This is a genomic window from Burkholderia sp. AU45251 (genome assembly GCF_030482905.1).
Taxonomy (GTDB): domain Bacteria; phylum Pseudomonadota; class Gammaproteobacteria; order Burkholderiales; family Burkholderiaceae; genus Burkholderia; species Burkholderia aenigmatica.
Genome location: NZ_JAUJQH010000029.1, coordinates 38,170 through 57,811 on the forward strand (window position 1 = coordinate 38,170; position 19,642 = coordinate 57,811).

Sequence of the window (19,642 nt, forward strand, 5' to 3'; positions counted from 1 at the left end):
TGCCCGAAGGGCTCGATGATCGGGTATCGGCCGGGGTGCTTCGGCCGGTCCCGTACCGGGGATTCCGCCATCGAAAACCGTGCGTCACGGTCCCATCGCTACCGATACGACACCTGCCGCCCCCCAAGACCCGAACGCTCGACGCCCGTTAGCTTGATTTGGAACCGGTTTCAATCAATTTAACCGGCGTTGCACTCCGTTAACCGAGGGTTATCCCGGATGCTGTCGCCTCTCCAAATTTGTATGATGACCACATAACCTGACAAACCAGAGCACCATGTTCGAGAAAATTCCCGCCCGTGCGATGAGCGACCATGTCGCGCAGCAACTGCTCAAGCAGATCGAAGTCGGCAGTTTCTCCACCACCGGCAAGCTGCCGACGGAGGCCGTGCTCGCGCAGGAATTCGGCGTGAGCCGCACCGTGATTCGCGAAGCGATCTCGCGGCTGAAGAACGAAGGCGTGGTCGAGCCGCGCCAGGGCAGCGGCGTGTACGTGAACCAGCACGGCGCGATCCGGCCGCTGCGGATCGACTACGCGGAAGCGGTCGAGGCCACGTCGCTGCCGCACCTGCTCGCGGTGCGCCGCGCGATCGAGGCCGAGGTCGCGGCCGAAGCCGCGTTGAATCACACCGATGAAGACATGGCCGACATCGACGACGCGCTGCGCAAGATCGACGATGCAGTCGCCGAAGGGCGCGACGGCGTCGCGGAAGACGTCGCGTTCCACCGCACGATCGCGGCCGTCACCGGCAACCCGTATTTCCTGAAAACGCTGCAGTTCCTGAACCAGTACCTCGAAGCCGGCGTGAAGGTCACGCGGCGCAACGAAGCGACGCGCGAGGACTTCTCGCGCCAGGTGCGCGAGGAACACGCGGCGATCGCCGACGCGATCCGCGCACGCGACCCGATGGCCGCACGCAACGCGGCACGCACGCACATGTACAACGCCGCCCGCCGTCTCGCGGAAGCCGGCATCTGCTGAACCCGGCGGCGGCCGCGCCGCCCCTCTCCCGAATCGATCAAGGTTGACCATGTCACGAAATGTTGGAGTCATCGGCCTCGGCGCGATGGGCCTCGGCGTCGCCCGCTCGCTGCTGCGCGCCGGCCTGCGCGTGCACGCATGCGACGTGCGCGACACCGTGCTGCAGGCATTCGCCGCCGAAGGCGGCATCGCCTGTGCGACGCCGGCCGAACTCGGCGCGCAGTGCGACGTCGTCGTCACGCTCGTCGTCAATGCCGCGCAGACCGAAACGGTGCTGTTCGGCGAGCACGGCGCGGTCGCGGCGATGAAGCCGGGTGGCGTCGTGATCGCCAGCGCGACCGTCGCGCCCGAACTCGCGGTCGCGCTCGGCGCGCGCATCGAGGCCGCCGGCCTGCAGATGCTCGATGCGCCGGTGTCGGGCGGCGCCGCGCGCGCGGCCTCCGGCGAGATGACGATGATGACGTCGGGCCCGGCCGCCGCGTACGCGGGCTGCGAGGACGTGCTCGCCGCGATCGCCGGCAAGGTCTATCGCCTCGGCGAAGCGCACGGCATCGGCTCGAAAGTGAAGATCATCAACCAGTTGCTGGCCGGCGTGCATATCGCGGCGGCGGCCGAGGCGATGGCGCTGGGCTTGCGCGAAGGCGTCGATGCCGACGCGCTGTACGACGTGATCACGCACAGCGCCGGCAATTCGTGGATGTTCGAGAACCGCGTGCCGCACATCCTGAACGGCGACTACACGCCGCTGTCGGCCGTCGACATCTTCGTGAAGGATCTCGGCCTCGTGCTCGATACCGCGCGACGCAGCAAGTTCCCGCTGCCGCTGTCGGCCACCGCGCACCAGATGTTCATGAGCGCGTCGAGCGCCGGCCACGGCGGCGAGGACGATTCCGCCGTGATCAAGACGTTCCCCGGCATCACGCTGCCGCCTGCCCGCTGATTCGACCGACGCTCCTGCCATGACCGCTTCCGCTTCCCGTCCCCTGCTCGGCTGCATCGCCGACGATTTCACCGGCGCGACCGATCTCGCGAACATGCTCGTGAAGAGCGGCATGCGCACCGTACAGACGATCGGCGTGCCCGCCGACGGCGCCGCCGACACCACGCTCGACGCCGACGCGATCGTCGTCGCGCTGAAGTCGCGCACGATCCCGGCGGCCGACGCCGTCGCGCAATCGCTCGCTGCCTACGAATGGCTGCGCGCGCAAGGCTGCCGGCAGTTCTTCTTCAAATACTGCTCGACGTTCGATTCGACCGACGCGGGCAATATCGGCCCCGTCGCCGACGCGCTGCTCGATGCGGCCGGCGGCGGCTTCACGATCGCGTGCCCGGCATTCCCCGAGAACGGCCGCACGATCTATCGCGGCCACCTGTTCGTCGGCGACGTGCTGCTGAACGAATCGGGGATGGAGAACCATCCGCTCACGCCGATGAAGGACGCGAACCTCGTGCGCGTGCTGCAGCGGCAAACGCAGTCGCCGGTCGGCCTGATCCGCTACGACACGATCGCGCTGGGCGCGGCCGCCGTGCGGGCGCGGATCGACCAGTTGCGCGCGGAAGGCGCGCGCTTCGCGATCGCCGACGCGCTGTCGGATCGCGACCTCTACGTGCTCGGAGAAGCGTGCGCGGGCCTGCCGCTCGTCACCGGCGGCTCGGGCATCGCGCTCGGCCTGCCCGCGAATTTCCGTCGCGCGGAGCAACTGCCCGAACGCGACAACGCGGCGTCGCTGCCGCGCATCGAAGGGCTCTCGACAGTGCTCGCCGGCAGCGCGTCGAAGGCCACCAACGCGCAGGTCGCCGCCTGGCGCGCCACGCGGCCGAGCTTCCGCGTCGATCCGCTCGCGGCGTCGCGCGGCGAACCCGTCGTCGACCAGGCGCTCGCGTTCGCGCGCGCGCACCTGCCGCAGCCCGTGCTGATCTACGCGACCGCGACGCCCGACGAAGTGAAGGCCGTGCAGCAGGCACTCGGCGTCGACGCGGCCGGCCATCTCGTCGAAGCCACGCTCGCGGCGATCGCGCGCGGCCTGCGCGACCTCGGCGTGCGCAAGTTCGTCGTCGCGGGCGGCGAGACCTCCGGCGCGGTCGTGCAGGCGCTCGACGTGAAGTCGCTGCAGATCGGCGCGCAGATCGATCCGGGCGTGCCGGCGACGGCCACCATCGACGCGCAGCCGCTCGGCCTCGCGCTGAAGTCCGGCAACTTCGGCGCGACGGACTTTTTCGACAAGGCGCTGCGCGCGCTGGATGGAGCCGCACGATGAGCGACGAAGCGAAACTGCGCGAAGAGATTTGCGTGGTCGGCGCGAGCCTGTATGCGCGCGGCCACGCGGTCGGCAGCGCCGGCAACATCAGCGCGCGCCTCGCCGACGGCTGGCTGATTACACCGACCGACGCATGCCTCGGCCGGCTCGACCCGAACGACATCGCGAAAGTCGGCCTCGACGGCCAGCACTTGTCTGGCGGCAAGCCGTCGAAGACGCTCGCACTGCATCGCGGCATCTACGCGCGCGACGCCGAAGCGAACGGCATCGTCCACACGCATTCGACGCACCTCGTCGCGCTGACGCTCGCGGGCGTGTGGTGCGACACCGACGTGCTGCCGCCGATCACGCCGTACTACGTGATGAAGGTCGGCCACGTTCCGCTGATCCGTTACCGCCGCCCCGGCGACTCGGCGGTCGCGGCCGAAGTCGCGGCGCTCGCCGACCAGGTACGCGGCGTGCTGCTCGAGCGCCTCGGCCCCGTGATGTGGGGGCCGTCGGTGTCGCACGCATCGTTTGCGCTCGAAGAGCTCGAGGAAACGGCGCGGCTGTGGCTGATGACGCACCCGAAACCCGAGCCGCTCGACGACGCCGCGCTCGACGAATTGCGCAACAGCTTCGGCGCGCGCTGGTAGCGACGCGCCCGGCAACGATTCCCATGCCCGCCGTGTGCGCGGGCCCTTCCGTCAGCACACACATGATCCGGCGGCGGTCGCGCCGCCGGCAGACAACACCCTGGAGACGACGATGACTGCTCTCGACGCGGCCGCTGGCCGCTCGCCCGCCGCGCCCGCCCATGCCGCGGAACTCGACCGCACCTACAAGAAAGTGTTCTGGCGCATCGTGCCGTTCCTGATGCTCTGCTACGTGGTCGCGTATCTCGACCGCGTGAACGTCGGCTTCGCGAAGCTGCAGATGTCGCAGGATCTCGCATTCAGCGAAACGGTGTTCGGGCTCGGCGCCGGCATTTTCTTTCTTGGCTATTTTCTTTTCGAACTGCCAAGCAATATGCTGATGCACCGGATCGGCGCGCGCATCTGGATCGCGCGGATCATGATCACGTGGGGCCTGCTGTCCGCGCTGTTCGCGTTCGTGAAGACGCCGACGCAGTTCTACGTGCTGCGCTTCCTGCTCGGCCTCGCGGAAGCCGGCTTCTATCCGGGCGTGATCCTGTATCTCACGTACTGGTTCCCGTCGCATCGCCGCGCGAAGATCATCGCGGTGTTCATGTCCGCGATCCCCGTGTCGGGCATCTTCGGCAACCCGCTGTCGGGCTGGATCATGGAGCGCTTCCACGGCGGCTCGGGCTTCCACGGCTGGCAATGGATGTTCATGATCGAAGCCGTGCCGGCCGTGCTGGTCGGCATCGCGACGATCCTGTATCTCGACAACAGCATCCGCAGCGCGAAGTGGCTCGACGAGCGCGAGAAGCAACTGCTGGAGGACGAGATCGCCGCGCAGCCGCAGGAACAGCAGAAGCACGGTCATTCGCTGAAGGCCGTGTTCTCGGACCCGCGCATGTGGTGGATGTCGCTGATCTACTTCGCGTTCGTCACGGGCCAGTACGGCCTCACGTTCTGGATGCCGACGCTCGTCAAATCGACCGGCATCACCGATACGTTGCAGATCGGCCTGCTGTCGGCCATTCCGTTCCTCGTCGCGATCGTCGTGATGAACCTGTTCGGCCACAGCGCGGACAAGCGCCGCGAACGCCGCTGGCACCTGATCGTGCCCGCGCTGATGGGCGCGGTCGGGTTTGCGGTCGCCGCGTCGTACTCGCACAATACAGCGGTGTCGATCGTGTTCCTGTCGCTCGCGGCCGGCGGCGTGCTGACCTGCGCCCCGCTGTTCTGGTCGCTGCCGACCGCGTTCCTCGCGGGCTCCGCCGCCGCGGCCGGGATCGCGATCATCAACTCGGTCGGCAACCTCGCCGGTTTCGCGAGCCCGTACGTGATCGGCTACCTGAAGGACGTCACGCACAGCACGGCGTCCGGCATGTACGTGCTCGCCGCGATGCTCGTGATCGGCGCGATCGCCGTGTGGCTCACGCCCGCGAAACTCGTGAACCGCTGATCTGCCGAACCGGCCGCCATTCGACGCGGGGTGCCGTGCGCCCCGCCCCATTCATTCACAGGACCCACTGCCATGCCACGCTTCGCCGCCAACCTCTCGATGATGTACACCGAGCATGCGTTCCTCGAACGCTTCGCCGCTGCCGCCTACGACGGCTTCAAGGCCGTCGAGTACCTGTTTCCGTACGACTTCGCCGCCGAGGACATCCGCGCGCGCCTCGACACGCACAACCTCGAACAGGCGCTGTTCAACGCGCCGCCCGGCGACTGGGCCGCGGGCGAACGCGGCACCGCGTCGCTGCCGGGCCGCGAGGACGAGTTCCGGCGCGGCATCGACCAGGCGCTCGACTATGCGCGCGTGCTCGGCAACAAGAAGCTGCACGTGATGGCCGGCATGGTGCCGCCGGGCGCCGACCGCGCCCGCCATCGCGACACCTACCTGTCCAACCTGCGGCACGCGACGCAGGCCGCCGCCGCGCAGGGCATCACGATCCTGATCGAGCCGATCAACCAGCGCGACATGCCCGGCTATTTCCTGAGCCGCCAGGACGACGCGCAGGCGATCTGCGCGGAAGTCGGCGCACCGAACCTGAAGGTGCAGTTCGACTGCTACCACTGCCAGATCGTCGAAGGCGATCTCGCGATGAAGCTGAAGCGCGACTTCGCGGGCATCGGCCATATCCAGATTGCGGGCGTGCCCGAGCGTCACGAGCCGGATCTCGGCGAACTCAACTACCCGTATCTGTTCGCGCTGATCGACGCGCTCGGCTACGACGGCTGGATCGGCTGCGAATACCGCCCGAAGGCCGGCACGTCGGAAGGGCTCGGCTGGCTCAAGCCTTATCTGTAATTCAAAGCATTCGAAGAGGGCAACTCAAATGAAAGTACTGATCACCGGCGGCGCCGGCTTTCTCGGCCAGCGTCTTGCGCGCAAGCTGCTCGAGCGCGGCGAACTGACCGGCCCCGATGGCCGGAGCCAGAAGATCGACGAGCTGGTACTGCTCGACGTCGTCGCAGGCAGCGATTTCGGCGACGCGCGCGTAACGTCGATCGTCGGCGACATCGCCGACCGCGCGGTGCTCGACAGCGCGATCGACACGCAAACCGGCGCGATCTTCCACCTCGCGGCAATCGTCAGCGGGCAGGCCGAGGCCGATTTCGATCTCGGCATGCGGATCAACCTCGACGCGTCGCGCATGCTGCTCGAAGTGTGCCGCGCGCGGGGCCATCGGCCGCGCGTCGTGTTCACGAGCTCCGTCGCGGTCTATGGCGGCGCACTGCCCGACGTCGTGCAGGACGACACCGCGCTGAACCCGCAATCGTCGTACGGCGCCGAGAAGGCGATCGCCGAACTGCTGCTGTGCGACTACGCGCGGCGCGGCTTCGTCGACGGCCGCGTGCTGCGGTTGCCGACGATCAGCGTGCGGCCGGGGCGCCCGAACGCGGCCGCGTCGTCGTTCGCGAGCGGCATCATCCGCGAACCGCTGAATGGCGAGGAAAGCGTGTGCCCGGTGCCCGGTACAACGCGGCTGTGGCTGCTGTCGCCGCGCGGCGCGATCGAAGCGCTCGTCGCGGGCTGCGAGATCGACAGCACGCAGCTCAGCAACAAGCGTGTGATCAATCTCCCCGGCATTTCGGTGTCGGTCGACGAAATGATCGCGGCGCTGCGCGAAGTCGCGGGCGACGAAGTCGTGAAGCTGATCCGCCATGTGCCGGACGAGCGCGTCGAGAAGATCGTCGGCAGCTGGCCCGGCCGCTGGGATACGTCGCACGCGGAAGCGCTCGGGCTGAAGGGCGACACGTCGTTCGCGGACGTGATCCGCAGTCATCTCGCCGACGAGCGACGCTGATCGCGCCGCCCGCCGCGCGGGCCCCGGCTGCCCGGTCGCATCAGTGCGGCCGGGCGGATTCCCCAATCGGCAACGGCGCGCGTTTCGTTCCGCCCGGCCGGTTCGCCGAACCGGCCGCCCACTGCCACGCCAGCAGGCCCGGCAGATAGAACAGCAGATCGCGTACGCGCCGTGCGCCGGCCAGCGCGAGACATGTCGGCGGGTCGAACCCGAGCAGCCCACCGATCAGCACGAACCCGCCCTCCTGCACGCCGAGGCCGCCCGGCATCAGGAACGCGATGCTGCTCACGAGCTGGATCAGCGCCTCGATCGCGAGCGCCTGCGCGAATGTCGGCTCCGCGCCGAGAAAATACAGCGCGAGCCAGATTTCCAGCGCATAGCCGACGAACTGCAGCGTCTGCCAGATCGCGAGATAACGCACGACGATGCCGGTCTTTCTCCAGATCATCCGGATCGACTGATCGGTGCGCGCCGACTCGCCGACCAGCGCCACCACCTTGCCGCTCGTGACGCGGTTGATCACGCGCATCGCGCGTTCGAACGGCCGCGCATGCTGCACCAGCGCGAACAGCAGCAGCACCGGCACCAGCGCGGCCATGCCGATCGCGAGGTTGCCGGCCACCCGCGCGGCATCCGACGACACGTGCTCGAGCACATAGCCGATCGCGACCAGCGCGAACACCAGCTGGCTGATCAGCGTCAGCTGCATGTCGGCGACGAGGCTGGCCACGACCGTTGCCGGCCGCACGCCCGCCTGCCGCAACAGGCCGAACGACACGATCTCGCCGCCGATCCGCGCGACCGGCAACAACCCGTTGATCGATTCGCGGATCCACACGAGCTTCAGCATCGTCGCGAACGACGGCCGGCGCGGGCCGCGGATCAGCATCCGCCAGTCCCATGCGTTCGCGAGCATCGGCAGGATGTGCGCCAGCGCCGCGAGCAACAGCCCCGCGCCGGCGATCTGCAGGCGATGCAGGATTTCCAGCGGATGCTCGCGCCAGATCAGCCACACGGCGAGCGCGAGCCCGCCCAATGCCGCCACCTGCCCCGCATGACGGAGCCGTGCGTCGCCCCGCGCGGCGTTCCGCTCCGCGGCATCGGCGCCGGGGTTCGTCTGCATCGTCATGATTCGCTCACCGGCGACAGCAGACCTTCCCGGTCGACGCGAAAGCGCGTGCCGCGCCACACGACATGCGACGAGAAGAAGCTCGACACGAACACGAAGAACTGCAGGAGATCGACGAACGGCAGCCAGAGCGCGCCGCGCAGGCCCGCGCCGGTCGCCCGGCTCGTCTTCAGCATCAACAGCGCCCGTGCGGCGAGCGCGGCGGCCGTCAGCCCGCACGCGGCGGTCGTGCCGCCGGAGAACAGCAGCGCCAGCAGCGCGAGCGGCACCGGGTGCATCAGCACCGAGCCGGCATGGCCGAGCCGGTCCGCCGCGCGGATCGTGCAACTCCAGCGCAATTCGTGTGCGTACAGCTTCGCGAACGTCTCCTCGACGCACGCATGCCCGACGACGAACGGCGGAATGACGACCTGCGCGCCCACCTGCCGCACCGCTTCGCCCAGCGCGTGATCCTCGGCCAGATGATGCGCGAAACGCGCGAGCCCGCCGATGCGTTCGAGCGTCGCGCGCGTGATCGCAATCGTCTGACCAAAGCACGGACGCGCGCGCCCGATGAAGAGCCCGGTGATCACGCCCGGCAGGAAATGGTAGTTCGTCATCGCGACGGCGACACCGGGCCAGAAGCCCGGCGATGCGATGCCGCGATACACGCTCGTCACGATGCCGACATCCGGCTGCTGCAGCGCGCCGACGACGGCGCGCAAATAATCGCGCTCGACCAGCACGTCGCTGTCGGCGAGACAGAGCACCGAATACTCCGCGTGTTCGAGCATGTTCACGAGATTGGCGATCTTGCGGTTCGGCCCGTACAGCCGCGCATCCGCGACGACCTTGATGTTCGCATCAGGGTAGCGTGCACGCAGCGTCTCGACGGCCGCAAGGGCTTTATCGTTCGCATCGTGCACGCCGAACAGGTGCTGGACCGGCCCCGGATAATTCTGTACGAAGAAGCTTTCAAGATGCTGTACGAGCTGCCACTCGTCGCCGTGCAGCGGCTTCGCGACGGTGACGCCCGGATAATCGCGCGGCTCGGCCGCCGCCCGGGAAAAGAACCGGCCGACCAGCACGCTGGCCGTCACCGTGTATGCAATGCCCAGTAACACGCCCAGCCCGCAGACGATCGACATTGCCCCGGCCAGCGCGCGCAGCACATGCAGCAAAACCATGCTTCTCCCCAGTGGTGACCCGTGCGACCACGACACCCGGGAGCCGCCGCGCGCACGCGGGTTCACCCGTGCGCGCCGCCGTATCGATTCCCGTGGAGCCGGATGTGAAGGACGACCAAGCGACGATACGCGCATTCAGATGACACAACTACCGTGCGGCGATCGATTCCTGTCACGCGCACGTAGCCGCATGCGACCGCGGCCCGGAACGCGACGTCGGCAAGCTTGCGGGCCGAAAGGATCGCGGTGGCGACCGCGATGACGGCCCAGACGCGAAACGTCATCGTGGCGAAAAATGCTTCGGGTACGCGCCACGCAAGCAGCGACACCAGCACGAAACACTGAATGAACATGCCGGCCAGTGCGGCGATCAGCAGGTGGGCGCGCCATCGCTCGATCGTCGAAGATGCCATGGTGAAGAGTCTCCCGTGCGGACGACCGGTATCGGTCTGAAAGATTCGAAAGGTCGCGTGGGTCAGGATCAGGACAAGCGAAAAACCAGCGGAGTCCGATTGTGGCGACGCCTGCTTAACGTTTCGTTAAGGAAGCCACCGTAGAATCCACCCGACCGATACCGTCCCCGTCGTCCGCAGGAGTCTTCATGTCCATGCCCGCCCGATATGACACCGTTGCGCGCTTTCTTCACTGGCTGATCGTTGCGCTGATCGTCGCGCAATTTGCGATCGGCTGGACGATGCCCGACGTACATCGCGACACGCAGCCCATCGGCCTGATCGCCGCGCACCTGCTCGTGGGCACCGCGCTGCTCGCCGCGATGGCTTGCCGCGTGCTGTGGCGCGCGACGCATCGCCCGCCCGCGAGCGACCTGCCGCCCGCCATGCGTGCGCTGTCGGGCGTCACGCATTTCGCGCTCTACGCGCTGCTGATCGCGGTGCCGCTGCTCGGCTGGATCAACGCGTCGTCGCGCGCATGGGGCGTGACGCTACTCGGGATCGTGCCGTTGCCCGCGCTGTCGGCGGCCGGCTCCGGATTCGGCCACGCGATGGGCGACGTGCACGGCATCCTCGCCTGGGCACTGTTCGGCGGTATTTGCCTGCACGTGGCCGCCGCACTGGCTCACCGCTTCGTGCTGCGCGATCAGGTCGTGCAGCGCATGATGCCCTGGTGATCGCCACGCTGGCGGCACGGCATGCCATCGCGCGCATGAACCGGGTTGCCGCCGACGCCGATACCGTCTTCCGTTCCGGTTCATCGCGCGATCGACCTGCCTGCCCATCTGGCGCGGCTGGCCAGATGGTCGCGACGCCGCACGAAGCGGCGCGCGATGACCGGCATCGCTGCCGGCGCCCTTCTGCCGCGTCGGGCGGCACGAAGGGCTGCCGTACTGCCGTGCCGCGAACACGACGGCCTGAAGTCACACAAGACCATAGCGACACCTAGTTGCTGGTCTGCGCCGGCGTATAGGGGGCCGGTGCCTGCGCCTGCGCGGCGGCAGCCGCCGTCCTCGCCCGGTCCTGCTCGGCAAGCTTCGCCTCTGCCGCCTGGATGTCCGCCGGATACTCTCCTTCGTCACCCTTCGCCGGGTCATACCCGGCTGCCTCCAGGCGCATCAATTCGTCGCGAACCTGGGCGCGCGTCAGCGGCGCTGCCGATTGCGCGAAAGCCGACTGACCGACGATCACGCCTACCATCATCAGGACTGCGATATATGTTTTCATCATGAACTCCTTCAATGTTCCGTTTCGATCCACCTTGTTGAGTGCCTTGAATGCCTGACCTGCGCACGCAGGCGGCTGCGTCAGCTTCCGAAATAGATCGAGCAGAAGCTTGCGGGGCCGACACACGCGGCAGAACCTGGGCGCGGCGACATCGTCGCCGGCTTGCCTGCTTCGGAGGAGGCGGCCGGATTGCTGCCGACCGCCGTGCTGGCCTGATGCTGCGGCATCTGCTCGGCCTGCCGCCGGAACAGCGGGCTCACGTCCGGATACGACGTATCGGTCACGAAGCGCAGCCCGTTGTTTTCGGCGTCGATCAGTTGCTGCCTGACCTGCGCGCGCGTCAGTGCCTGTGCCGACGCTTGCGGCGCGATACCCGCGAGAGAAATCACCGCCACGGCGGCGGCCACCAGCCAATGCGTATTCATGCTCCACTCCTTGAGAAGTCAACGAGACGATGTGCTACACCCGTATGACGACGGAGGGTGTGCATTTATTCCCGCGCGTCGTGGCCCGAACCACGCGGTTTCTCCGGCGCCGGGCGCGCTCGGGACGGACGTTCATGAAACTGTCATTCTTTCGTCAGCCGGCGTAACCTGACGTAACGCAGCGCCCGCCGCGCTTCGGGCAGACTGACGTCATCCCCTACGGATCGCCCATCGATCGACCATGTCCGTCGCTTACGACTATGCAGCCGGCCTGCTGCGCACGCTGTACGACCGCCATATCGACGGCGGTGCAGTGCTCGACACGGCCGTGTTTCCCGACGCCGAGCGTTTCGTCCGGGCGTGGACCGTCATCCAGACAGAGGCATTCGCCGTGGCGCGCGACATGCCGCGCATCCCGCGCTTTCACGAGATCATGCGCGAGCAGTACGACATCTCGGCCAACGACGCACGCGACTGGCGGATGTTCATCATGCAGGCGTACGGGCAGCCGTTCCCGCGTAACCTGTCGCGCTGCCCGACCGTCGCGTCGATCATCGCGGCGTCGCCGGACGTGCTGTCCGCATCGCTGTCGTTCCTCGCACCCGGCAAGCACATTCCCCCGCATCGCGGGCCGTTTCGCGGCATCCTGCGCGGCTATCTCGTGCTGTCGATGCCGAAGCGCGCGGACGGCACGCCGGCCGCCGTGCTGAAGGTCGACGGCCACGAATACCGGCTCGATGAGGGGCGTTTCCTGCTGTGGGACGACACGTTCATGCACGAGGTGTGGAACGACAGCGACGCCGTGCGGATCGTGCTGCTGCTCGATATCCGCCGGCGCGGGATGCCGCGCCTGCTCACGTGGCTGTCGAATGCCGTGATCGGCGTCGTGCGGCTCGGGATCCGGATTCGCGGGCGGTCGATTCCGGTTTAGCGCACGTAACCGGCATGCGCCGGGTGACCGTTCGTTTCGCGACCGTCCTATCTTGTGACGAGAAGGAACTCAGCGCAGCCCGAATGCAGGCGCAATCATCAGGACACCTTGCCGGATCCATCCGACAACGCATAGATGCCGCGCCTGGCGACACACGGAAACGGCGGATCAATCACCCGCACATTCGTCAGTTCCCAGCATACGTATCCGGCACACCATGGCTTGCCTTGCGCGCGGGCTTCATCCGGCATCCAGTCGTGTATCCCCACGACGTCGACCAGCGCGAGCGCGATACCGTCGGGGTCCTCCTGCCCGTCCAGTCGCAGAAAGATCGTGTTCTGCACCAGCACGAGATCGCGCAGCGGTAGGTCAGGTGGCGCCCACGACCGGATTTCCACCTGCTTGCGGCCCGCAACGATATCGTCGACGGCGGGTTTGACGATCGACAGCGCGAATCGCGGCATGGCAAGGGTTTCCTTCATCGGTAAATGGAACGCGTGCGACCGTCGACCGGCATTGCAGCCGAACCCGGCTTGCGATGACGATCCGGGCAGGATTGTTGCCGAATCGCCGGATCGTGTCGACCGGACGGATCCGACGCACCGGCGTACCGCGACTACGCGACGTCACCTTTCCGCCTCCAAAGGATCGCCTAAACTACAGACCGTCCCCTCCGCGCGGCTCCTGCCAGCCACCGCCATGGCGCACCTCTTCTTCGCCGCTTCGATCCAGCGGCACATCGAAACGCCCGAGCGCGAAATCGACGCGCACACGCTCGGCGAAGCATTCGACACCGTTTTCGGCGAGCAGCCGCGACTGCGCGGTTACATCCTCGACGACCAGGGTGCGCTGCGCAAACACCTGTCGGTATTCATCGACGGCCAGCCGATACGCGACCGGCAACATCTGTCCGATGTACTCGGCGATGCCAGCCGGGTCTATGTCGTGCAGGCGCTGACGGGCGGATAAGGGGACGCATGCATCTGCCCCGATCCAGCACCCGACCGCCAGATCGGGCCATCAGGAGACATCGCACATGAACGATCGACTGCTCGTCGCCACCCGCAAGGGCCTGTTCGTCCTGCAGGCCGACCGCCACGGCGGCTGGACGCTCGGTGAGCCGCACTTCGCCGGCGAGCCGGTCAGCATGGCGCTCGCCGATCCGCGCGACGGCACGCTGTATGCCGCGCTGAACCTCGGCCATTTCGGCGTCAAGCTGCACCACAGGCAGGCCGGCGCCGCCGACTGGGAAGAATGCGCGGTTCCCGTCTATCCGCCGCAACCCGCCGACGCCCCACCCGCCAGCGCCCGCGTGAATGCCGGCACCGGCGACGCGGACGACGCGCCGCCCGGCCCGCCACCGCCGCCGTGGACGCTTCAGCAGATCTGGTCGCTCGAAGCCGGCGGCGCCGACGAGCCGGGCGTGCTGTGGGCCGGCACGATTCCCGGCGGGCTGTTCCGCTCCGACGACGGCGGCAGTTCCTGGGTGCTCAACCGGGCCTTGTGGGATCGCCCGGAGCGCGCCGAATGGGGCGGCGGCGGTTACGATGCGCCGGGCATCCATTCGGTAATGGTCGATCCGCGCGACAGCCGGCACGTGACGATCGGCATCTCGTGCGGTGGCGTCTGGCAGACCGCCGACGGCGGCGCGACGTGGCGTGTGACCGCCGACGGCATGGAAGCCGACTACATGCCGCCCGAGCGGCGCGGCGAACCCAACATGCAGGATCCGCACCGCGTCGTGCAGTGCGCGGCCAACCCGGACGTGCTGTGGACGCAGCATCACTGCGCAATTTTCCGCTCGACCGATGGTGCCGAACACTGGCGGCGCATCGAGGCGCAGCCTTCGAGCTTCGGCTTCGCGGTGGCCGTACACCCGAGCGAGCCGGATACCGCGTGGTTCGTGCCGGCCGTGAAGGACGCGTGCCGGATTCCGGTGAACGGCCGGTTCGTCGTCACGCGCACGCGCGACGGCGGGCGCAGTTTCGAGCAGTTCACGAACGGGTTGCCGCCCGCACCGGCGTACGACCTCGTGTATCGGCACGGGCTCGCGGTGGACGATTCGGGCACGCGCCTCGCGATGGCGTCGACGACGGGCGGGTTATGGACGTCCGACGACGGTGGGGAAAACTGGCGGCTGGTGTCTGCGCATTTGCCGCCGGTTTATTGCGTCAGGTTCGGGTAACGACGGGCGACGGGCCGGTTGCCGGCCCGCTCCGGAACGTCGAAGCCGATGCAAAAATGCGGTGGCCCGCGCGTCGGCAAACCGCGCCTCCGCACGCCGCCCGATCGGCCCGCCGAATCGCTTACACTGCACGCCCGGCCTCTCATCCTCCCGTCGCCATGCGATTTCTCCGGTCGTTTCCCGAGCGTTTCGCCGCTGCGCCGCACAGCCTGCGCGCGCTGCTTGCGCTCACCGCCCTCGCCGCCTCCACCGCCCATGGCGCTGTGCTGACCAACACGACCGACGCTCCATGCGGCAAAGTCGACACCGGCTACACACTCGACGACAGCATCCGCGGCGCGTTCGGCTCGACCCAGCCGGTCACCGCCTGCATCGACGTGCTGCGCGGGCAGCCCGACGGCCCGCGACGCCTGCGCATCTTCGTCGACGGCAAGCGCGTACTCGCGAACGACGCGATCGCGATGGGACCAGACGACGGCGGCGTGATGGGCGATCCGTACCAGCCGCTCGACATCAGCCATGGTTCGCTGCTGGTGCGGAATGACGGCGGCAGTTCGATGCGCTGGGGCGAAACCTGGCGCGTGACGACGCGCAACGGCCAATGGATCGTCGCGGGATGGGATGAGGATCGTTGGGACTTCCGCTGGGACGGCAGCGGCAGCAGCGAATCCCATACGAGCGTCAATGCATTGACGGGAGACGTGCACGACAGCGACGCGCCGATCCCTGGCGACGAAACGCCCGCGAAACGCGCCGTCCGTCGCACCTGCAAGCTGCCCGACGCATGGCGCAGTCCGGCCGTCGCGCAGATCGCAGCGATACGCGACCGAAGCTGGCGTTGCGACGCGAAGCTCGCAAAGCCGATACGCCCCGGGAAATGACCGGAGCGGCACACCCGCCCGCGCATGACGAGCGGTGCGGCCATGCGTTCCCGCTCAGCCCCCTCTCGCCATCCGCGCCACCGCTTGCCGCGTCTGCGCAATTTCCGCTTCGAGCCAGTCGAGAAACGACCTGACCTGCGGCTCCCGTTCCCGCCCCGGCCGGCACAGCGCGACGAAGCGCGCGCCGTCGAGCCGCACCGACGGCTCGATCGGCATCAATGCCCCGAGCGCGACATGCTCGGCCGCCAGCACGGAGCTGAGCAGCGCGATACCCTGCCCGTGCAGCACCGCCTGCAACGCGTAATGCTCGTCGTCGTAGTGGCGAAACACCGCGCGTTCAAGCCACGATTCGCGACCGGCCGCGCGACACCACGACGCCCAGTCGACCGACACCGGCAGCGGCGTATCCCACACGGTCTCGATCAGGTCGAGCGGCTCGTCCGTGCGATGCGCGTCGAATCCGGCGGCCGCATACGCGCCGAAATACTCGTCGATCAGCGCAATCTCGTTCAGCGTCGGAAACGTGCGCGACGTCGCGCGAATCGCCAGATCGATCCGCGCATCGCGTTCAAGATCGGCGAGCGTGTTGCCGGTTTCGACCTTGATGTGCAGGTACGGATCGACGTGACGAAACCGGCCGAGGCGCGGAATCAGCCACATCGCGGCAAAGGCGGGCGTGGTGGTCAGCACGAGCGTGCGCTCGCCGGTCGCTTCGGGCCGCACCGCATCGAGCCCGCGGCTCAACGCGAGCAGCGCATCGTGACTCGCGCGAAACAGGCGTTCGCCTTCGTCCGTGAGCCGCACGCCGCTCGCGCCGCGCTCGAACAGCAGCACGCCGAGCCGGCTTTCGAGCGACTTGATCTGGTGCGATACGGCGGCCGGCGTCACGGACAGTTCGTCCGCGGCGGCCTTGAACGCGCCGAGCCGCGCCGAAGACTCGAATACACGCAATGCGGTCAGGGGGATTTTCGAGAACACGGGGCCTCGCGGGCCGGATGCGGCCGGGTTGAATTCGATTCAATCGGGGTGAGATTAGGTGAATTGAAGCGGGCGTGCAACGCGGATAGCCTTGCGGGACGTCGCGGCACGATGCCGCGGCGGGTGTCGTCGAACCGGAGAAACAACGTGCAAGGCCTACCGCGCAGGATCACGCAGGCGGTGCTCTACGAAGCCATCGCCATTTCCTGCATCTCGCCCGTGATCGCCGCGATCTTCAAGCAGGATCTCGTCTATTCGGGGGCACTGTCGGCGATGATGTCGGCGATCGCGATGCTGTGGAACATGATCTTCAACGCGCTGTTCGAGCGCTGGGAAGCGTCGCGGCGGCAGCCGGCGCGCACGCTCGGGCGGCGGATCCTGCATGCCACCGGATTCGAAGGCGGGCTGATCTTCATCCTCGTGCCCGTCGTGTCGTGCTGGCTCCGTATCTCGTGGTTCGATGCTTTCGTCGTCGATATCGGACTGTTCGCGTTCTTCTTCTGCTACGCGTTCGTGTTCCAGTGGGCGTTCGATCGCGTATTCGACGTGCCGGCGGCGACGAAGGGGTCGCATTGAACGACAAACGCCGTTACCGCAGGGGCGCGAAGCCGTATTGCGACGGATGCCCGGCCAGAATCCAGTCGGGATAGGCATCGATGCAGGCACGCTCGATACACGCTGCCAGACGCTGCGGCGCATCGGCTTGCACAAGATCGATCGGCTCGAATATCCGGTGGCCAAACTGCCCGTGGCCGAACGTCAGGTGGAACGGCAAGAGCCTCGCACCGATTCGCGTACCGATGCTGAACACACCGCGATGGATACGCGCGGGTCGGCCAAACATGACGACGTCGACCGTCTCCATCGGGTAATGGTGCAACAGGTACGGCGGCACATCGGCAAACACCACCGCGATCCCGTTGCGCCGCAACGCATGCAATAACCGCAAGCCGAGCGCATGGCGATTGCCTGAGTCGTACGTGTGCAGGATGCGCAGGTTCGGCGCCAGCGCTGCTTCACCGCCTCCGTACGTGTCATGCGCAACGCCTGACACCATCGCGATCTCGGTCAACCCCAGCGCGTCACGCATTCCATCAATCACGCGAGCGTTCGCAAACTGGGACACGTAATGAAACGGCGACACGATCACCGGCCGATCGCCCGCGGCGGCACGCATCTGCTCGACCGTGCACGCCAGCGCCCGCGCGGCCGCATCGAGCCCCGGCCAACCGCCGTCGCGCCCCGCACGACGCTCGGCAAGCAGGCGCCGATCCAGCAGGTGCTCGAGCCGGCCCGCGGCCATCGTGCGCCATGCGTGCTCGCGCGCGAGCCCGAAGCCCTCACGGCCATACTCGTATCGCAATCGCCCCGCCCAGCGGGCGCGCGCGTCGGCAACGCTTCGGAAGGCCCAAGAAGCGATAGCAAGCCGTTCGAGCCCGCTTGCCGACAGTCGCAACAACCATCGATCGTGCCAGGCGAGTTCCGATACTCGCCGCTTATCGCGCATCGCCGGTCAGCCATCCGTTAAGCGTCGCGATGTCGTCGAAATCGAGCGACGCGACATTTGCCTTCAGCGCGAGAAACGCCGACAGCATTTCGTACTGCGCTTCCTTGCGGGCCTTTCGGCTGGCAAAGAGCGTCTCGTATGCTCGCAACATGTCGAGACCGGACCGGCTGCCGACCCGGTAACCGATTTGGGTCGCGTCCAGCGCACGCGCGTTGGCCTGAACAAGACGGCTCGTCAGCGTGCAGCGCGCTCGCGCCCAACTCAGGCGCTCGAACGATTCGCGCGTGTCGGCTCCTGCCTGCCGGACCGCGGCCAGCAGTGCGCTGTTCGCCTTGTCCCCGGCGGCGAGCGCTTGCCCCAGGCGGGCCTGGATGTCGCCGCCGGCAAATATCGGAATCGAGACCGTCACCATCGCGGATGTCGTGGTGGTCGGCTGCCCGTATCCCGACGCCGCGCCGGCCGGCGTGTGGCTCGCCGTCAGGTTGACGACCGGGTAGCGCTGGGCGCGCACCCGGCGTGCGTTGTCGCCCGCGTCGCGAACGTCGAGTTCGCCGATCTGTACCGGGTAGCTCTTCTGCTGCGCCTGCCCGATCCAATAGCCGGCGTCGTCGGGTTCGAGCCGCAGTGCAGGCGGTTCGTCCGGCACGCGCGCCAGCAGGCCCAGCGGGCGGCCGATCAGCGTTTCAATCGCCCGGCGACGCGAATCGAGCGCCTGGCGCGCGTCGATCTCCTGGAGTCGCGCGGCGTCGAGCTGTGCCTCGGTCTCACGCACGTCGATCATCGTTGCCTCGCCCGCCGTGCGCCGGTGCAGGGTCAATTCATGCAGCTCGGTCACGGCCTTCAGATAATCGGTCGCGCGCGTCAACTCGTCGGCGGCCGCCAGAAGGTCGAAATACGCGCGTCCCGCGCGCAGCATCAACGCCTGCCGGGCCCGTGCATAGTCGAGCTCCGATTTGGCAGCAGCAGTCCCTGCCTGCCGATACGCGATCCAGCGCTCCCAGTCGAACAGCGGCTGCGTGAGCGATACCGTCCAGCCGTTTTGCCAATAGCGCACCGGCGGGACATCGCGGGTCGAGATCCGGTTATAAGTGCGCCCCCATCCCGCGTCGACGCGCGGCAACAGCCCCGCGCGCGCGCGCGGTATGCCGAGGCGCCCGATCTCGACATCCGCGCGCGAGCCGGCAAGCGTCGCGTCGTGCTCGAGTACGTCGGCCACGACGGTCAGCAAGTCATCGGCACGCGCGTCCACAGCGACGAATGCCAGCGCCACCGCCAGTACGACACGAACGATGCTCATGCGGCCTTCCGCCGGGACGCCCCGAGAAGGGCAACCGCCTCCTCGCGCCCCGAAGGAAGTCACCTTTGGGGGACGGAGCAGCGAACGTGTCGATCCGGAGTTAGCGCCTTTGGCGCTTACTCCGGTCCCATGCAAGGCTGTCGATCCGGAGTTAGCGCCTTTGGTGCTTACTCCGGTCCCATGCAAGGCTGTCGATCCGGAGTTAGCGCCTTTGGTGCTTACTCCGGTCCCATGCAAGGCTGTCGATCCGGAGTTAGCGCCTTTGGTGCTTACTCCGGTCCCATGCAAAGCTGTCGATCCGG

Annotated in this window: 22 protein-coding genes; 13 read left to right on the plus strand and 9 right to left on the minus strand. The window is 67.5% G+C overall.

Annotation, left to right across the window (positions count from 1 at the left end; translation table 11 throughout):
* The first annotated feature begins 277 nt into the window (after positions 1-277).
* The 7 genes from QZM67_RS34360 to denD all read left to right on the plus strand — a co-directional run bounded on the left by QZM67_RS34360 (position 278) and on the right by denD (position 7,162).
* Positions 278-982: a FadR/GntR family transcriptional regulator gene (locus tag QZM67_RS34360; RefSeq protein WP_301810283.1), complete on the plus strand. Its 705-nt coding sequence runs from the start codon at positions 278-280 to the stop codon at positions 980-982.
* A gap of 49 nt (positions 983-1,031) precedes the next feature.
* Positions 1,032-1,922: an L-threonate dehydrogenase gene (gene ltnD / locus QZM67_RS34365; RefSeq protein WP_301810286.1), complete on the plus strand. Its 891-nt coding sequence runs from the start codon at positions 1,032-1,034 to the stop codon at positions 1,920-1,922.
* A 19-nt stretch (positions 1,923-1,941) separates the two neighbouring features.
* Entirely contained in the window at positions 1,942-3,240 is a 1,299-nt protein-coding gene (gene otnK / locus QZM67_RS34370) for a 3-oxo-tetronate kinase (protein WP_301810290.1), read from the plus strand.
* On the plus strand, positions 3,237-3,875 hold the full coding sequence (locus QZM67_RS34375; protein ID WP_301810293.1) for an aldolase: 639 nt from the start codon (positions 3,237-3,239) through the stop codon (positions 3,873-3,875). The genes otnK and QZM67_RS34375 overlap by 4 nt, the downstream gene beginning before the upstream one ends.
* A gap of 112 nt (positions 3,876-3,987) precedes the next feature.
* The gene (locus QZM67_RS34380) at positions 3,988-5,313 is read left to right on the plus strand and encodes an MFS transporter (RefSeq protein ID WP_175024607.1); all 1,326 of its coding nucleotides are present in this window, start codon (positions 3,988-3,990) and stop codon (positions 5,311-5,313) included.
* A 72-nt stretch (positions 5,314-5,385) separates the two neighbouring features.
* Complete coding sequence (gene otnI, locus QZM67_RS34385; RefSeq protein WP_175024608.1) at positions 5,386-6,162, plus strand: 2-oxo-tetronate isomerase; 777 nt, start codon at positions 5,386-5,388, stop codon at positions 6,160-6,162.
* A gap of 28 nt (positions 6,163-6,190) precedes the next feature.
* Entirely contained in the window at positions 6,191-7,162 is a 972-nt protein-coding gene (gene denD, locus QZM67_RS34390; protein WP_301810299.1) for a D-erythronate dehydrogenase, read from the plus strand.
* Positions 7,163-7,202: 40 nt separating this feature from the next.
* Here the strand turns inward: denD and QZM67_RS34395 are convergent, their stop codons facing one another.
* The 3 genes from QZM67_RS34395 to QZM67_RS34405 all read right to left on the minus strand — a co-directional run bounded on the left by QZM67_RS34395 (position 7,203) and on the right by QZM67_RS34405 (position 9,870).
* Positions 7,203-8,291 (minus strand): lysylphosphatidylglycerol synthase domain-containing protein, encoded by a 1,089-nt coding sequence (locus QZM67_RS34395; protein ID WP_175024610.1) that lies wholly within the window; start codon positions 8,289-8,291, stop codon positions 7,203-7,205.
* Positions 8,288-9,457 carry a bacteriohopanetetrol glucosamine biosynthesis glycosyltransferase HpnI gene (hpnI, locus tag QZM67_RS34400; protein WP_301810302.1) on the minus strand — a complete coding sequence of 390 codons (1,170 nt, stop codon included), beginning with the start codon at positions 9,455-9,457 and terminating at the stop codon, positions 8,288-8,290. Before hpnI ends, QZM67_RS34395 begins: the two co-directional genes overlap by 4 nt.
* A gap of 62 nt (positions 9,458-9,519) precedes the next feature.
* Positions 9,520-9,870: a hypothetical protein gene (locus QZM67_RS34405; protein WP_301810305.1), complete on the minus strand. Its 351-nt coding sequence runs from the start codon at positions 9,868-9,870 to the stop codon at positions 9,520-9,522.
* A gap of 188 nt (positions 9,871-10,058) precedes the next feature.
* Between QZM67_RS34405 and QZM67_RS34410 the strand changes: the two genes are divergently transcribed.
* Positions 10,059-10,586 (plus strand): cytochrome b, encoded by a 528-nt coding sequence (locus tag QZM67_RS34410; RefSeq protein ID WP_175024613.1) that lies wholly within the window; start codon positions 10,059-10,061, stop codon positions 10,584-10,586.
* Positions 10,587-10,854: 268 nt separating this feature from the next.
* Here QZM67_RS34410 and QZM67_RS34415 read toward each other — a convergent pair whose 3' ends face one another.
* Together QZM67_RS34415 and QZM67_RS34420 are read right to left on the minus strand one after the other, a co-directional pair.
* Positions 10,855-11,136, minus strand: a complete 282-nt coding sequence (locus QZM67_RS34415; RefSeq protein ID WP_301810368.1) for a DUF4148 domain-containing protein — start codon at positions 11,134-11,136, stop codon at positions 10,855-10,857.
* An 80-nt stretch (positions 11,137-11,216) separates the two neighbouring features.
* Entirely contained in the window at positions 11,217-11,561 is a 345-nt protein-coding gene (locus QZM67_RS34420) for a DUF4148 domain-containing protein (RefSeq protein ID WP_175024615.1), read from the minus strand.
* A 241-nt stretch (positions 11,562-11,802) separates the two neighbouring features.
* Between QZM67_RS34420 and QZM67_RS34425 the strand changes: the two genes are divergently transcribed.
* Positions 11,803-12,492 carry an aspartyl/asparaginyl beta-hydroxylase domain-containing protein gene (locus tag QZM67_RS34425; RefSeq protein ID WP_301810312.1) on the plus strand — a complete coding sequence of 230 codons (690 nt, stop codon included), beginning with the start codon at positions 11,803-11,805 and terminating at the stop codon, positions 12,490-12,492.
* A 98-nt stretch (positions 12,493-12,590) separates the two neighbouring features.
* On the opposite strand, the gene QZM67_RS34430 is transcribed toward QZM67_RS34425, so the two are convergent.
* Entirely contained in the window at positions 12,591-12,974 is a 384-nt protein-coding gene (locus QZM67_RS34430; protein ID WP_301810315.1) for an ASCH domain-containing protein, read from the minus strand.
* 217 nt (positions 12,975-13,191) lie between these two features.
* On the opposite strand from QZM67_RS34430, the gene QZM67_RS34435 reads away from it, so the two are divergent.
* The 3 genes from QZM67_RS34435 to QZM67_RS34445 all read left to right on the plus strand — a co-directional run bounded on the left by QZM67_RS34435 (position 13,192) and on the right by QZM67_RS34445 (position 15,558).
* Positions 13,192-13,461, plus strand: coding sequence for a MoaD/ThiS family protein (locus QZM67_RS34435; protein ID WP_301810370.1), 270 nt, complete (start codon positions 13,192-13,194; stop codon positions 13,459-13,461).
* 67 nt (positions 13,462-13,528) lie between these two features.
* On the plus strand, positions 13,529-14,677 hold the full coding sequence (locus tag QZM67_RS34440) for an exo-alpha-sialidase (protein WP_301810318.1): 1,149 nt from the start codon (positions 13,529-13,531) through the stop codon (positions 14,675-14,677).
* The gene (locus tag QZM67_RS34445; protein ID WP_301810322.1) at positions 14,596-15,558 is read left to right on the plus strand and encodes a hypothetical protein; all 963 of its coding nucleotides are present in this window, start codon (positions 14,596-14,598) and stop codon (positions 15,556-15,558) included. The genes QZM67_RS34440 and QZM67_RS34445 overlap by 82 nt, the downstream gene beginning before the upstream one ends.
* 54 nt (positions 15,559-15,612) lie before the next feature.
* Here QZM67_RS34445 and QZM67_RS34450 read toward each other — a convergent pair whose 3' ends face one another.
* The gene (locus QZM67_RS34450; protein WP_301810325.1) at positions 15,613-16,536 is read right to left on the minus strand and encodes a LysR substrate-binding domain-containing protein; all 924 of its coding nucleotides are present in this window, start codon (positions 16,534-16,536) and stop codon (positions 15,613-15,615) included.
* Between the two features lie 147 nt (positions 16,537-16,683).
* Between QZM67_RS34450 and QZM67_RS34455 the strand changes: the two genes are divergently transcribed.
* Entirely contained in the window at positions 16,684-17,112 is a 429-nt protein-coding gene (locus tag QZM67_RS34455; RefSeq protein WP_301810327.1) for a PACE efflux transporter, read from the plus strand.
* A 13-nt stretch (positions 17,113-17,125) separates the two neighbouring features.
* Here QZM67_RS34455 and QZM67_RS34460 read toward each other — a convergent pair whose 3' ends face one another.
* Together QZM67_RS34460 and QZM67_RS34465 are read right to left on the minus strand one after the other, a co-directional pair.
* The gene (locus tag QZM67_RS34460; protein ID WP_301810330.1) at positions 17,126-17,713 is read right to left on the minus strand and encodes a hypothetical protein; all 588 of its coding nucleotides are present in this window, start codon (positions 17,711-17,713) and stop codon (positions 17,126-17,128) included.
* Between the two features lie 319 nt (positions 17,714-18,032).
* A complete protein-coding gene (locus QZM67_RS34465; protein WP_301810333.1) occupies positions 18,033-19,475 on the minus strand; it encodes a TolC family outer membrane protein in 1,443 nt (480 codons plus the stop codon).
* Between the last annotated feature and the right edge of the window lie 167 nt (positions 19,476-19,642).

Excerpts from the sequence above, each read along its gene's own strand:
- QZM67_RS34375 (WP_301810293.1), top strand. The coding sequence starts at position 3,237 with ATGAGCGACGAAGCGAAACTGCGCGAAGAGATTTGCGTGGTCGGCGCG.
- QZM67_RS34420 (WP_175024615.1), bottom strand. The coding sequence starts at position 11,561 with ATGAATACGCATTGGCTGGTGGCCGCCGCCGTGGCGGTGATTTCTCTC.
- otnK (WP_301810290.1), top strand. The coding sequence starts at position 1,942 with ATGACCGCTTCCGCTTCCCGTCCCCTGCTCGGCTGCATCGCCGACGAT.
- QZM67_RS34460 (WP_301810330.1), bottom strand. The coding sequence starts at position 17,713 with ATGCGTGCCGCCGCGGGCGATCGGCCGGTGATCGTGTCGCCGTTTCAT.
- QZM67_RS34425 (WP_301810312.1), top strand. The coding sequence starts at position 11,803 with ATGTCCGTCGCTTACGACTATGCAGCCGGCCTGCTGCGCACGCTGTAC.
- otnI (WP_175024608.1), top strand. The coding sequence starts at position 5,386 with ATGCCACGCTTCGCCGCCAACCTCTCGATGATGTACACCGAGCATGCG.
- QZM67_RS34445 (WP_301810322.1), top strand. The coding sequence starts at position 14,596 with ATGGACGTCCGACGACGGTGGGGAAAACTGGCGGCTGGTGTCTGCGCA.
- QZM67_RS34410 (WP_175024613.1), top strand. The coding sequence starts at position 10,059 with ATGTCCATGCCCGCCCGATATGACACCGTTGCGCGCTTTCTTCACTGG.
- QZM67_RS34395 (WP_175024610.1), bottom strand. The coding sequence starts at position 8,291 with ATGACGATGCAGACGAACCCCGGCGCCGATGCCGCGGAGCGGAACGCC.
- QZM67_RS34435 (WP_301810370.1), top strand. The coding sequence starts at position 13,192 with ATGGCGCACCTCTTCTTCGCCGCTTCGATCCAGCGGCACATCGAAACG.
- QZM67_RS34380 (WP_175024607.1), top strand. The coding sequence starts at position 3,988 with ATGACTGCTCTCGACGCGGCCGCTGGCCGCTCGCCCGCCGCGCCCGCC.
- QZM67_RS34440 (WP_301810318.1), top strand. The coding sequence starts at position 13,529 with ATGAACGATCGACTGCTCGTCGCCACCCGCAAGGGCCTGTTCGTCCTG.
- QZM67_RS34415 (WP_301810368.1), bottom strand. The coding sequence starts at position 11,136 with ATGAAAACATATATCGCAGTCCTGATGATGGTAGGCGTGATCGTCGGT.
- hpnI (WP_301810302.1), bottom strand. The coding sequence starts at position 9,457 with ATGGTTTTGCTGCATGTGCTGCGCGCGCTGGCCGGGGCAATGTCGATC.
- QZM67_RS34405 (WP_301810305.1), bottom strand. The coding sequence starts at position 9,870 with ATGGCATCTTCGACGATCGAGCGATGGCGCGCCCACCTGCTGATCGCC.
- ltnD (WP_301810286.1), top strand. The coding sequence starts at position 1,032 with ATGTCACGAAATGTTGGAGTCATCGGCCTCGGCGCGATGGGCCTCGGC.
- QZM67_RS34360 (WP_301810283.1), top strand. The coding sequence starts at position 278 with ATGTTCGAGAAAATTCCCGCCCGTGCGATGAGCGACCATGTCGCGCAG.
- denD (WP_301810299.1), top strand. The coding sequence starts at position 6,191 with ATGAAAGTACTGATCACCGGCGGCGCCGGCTTTCTCGGCCAGCGTCTT.
- QZM67_RS34430 (WP_301810315.1), bottom strand. The coding sequence starts at position 12,974 with ATGAAGGAAACCCTTGCCATGCCGCGATTCGCGCTGTCGATCGTCAAA.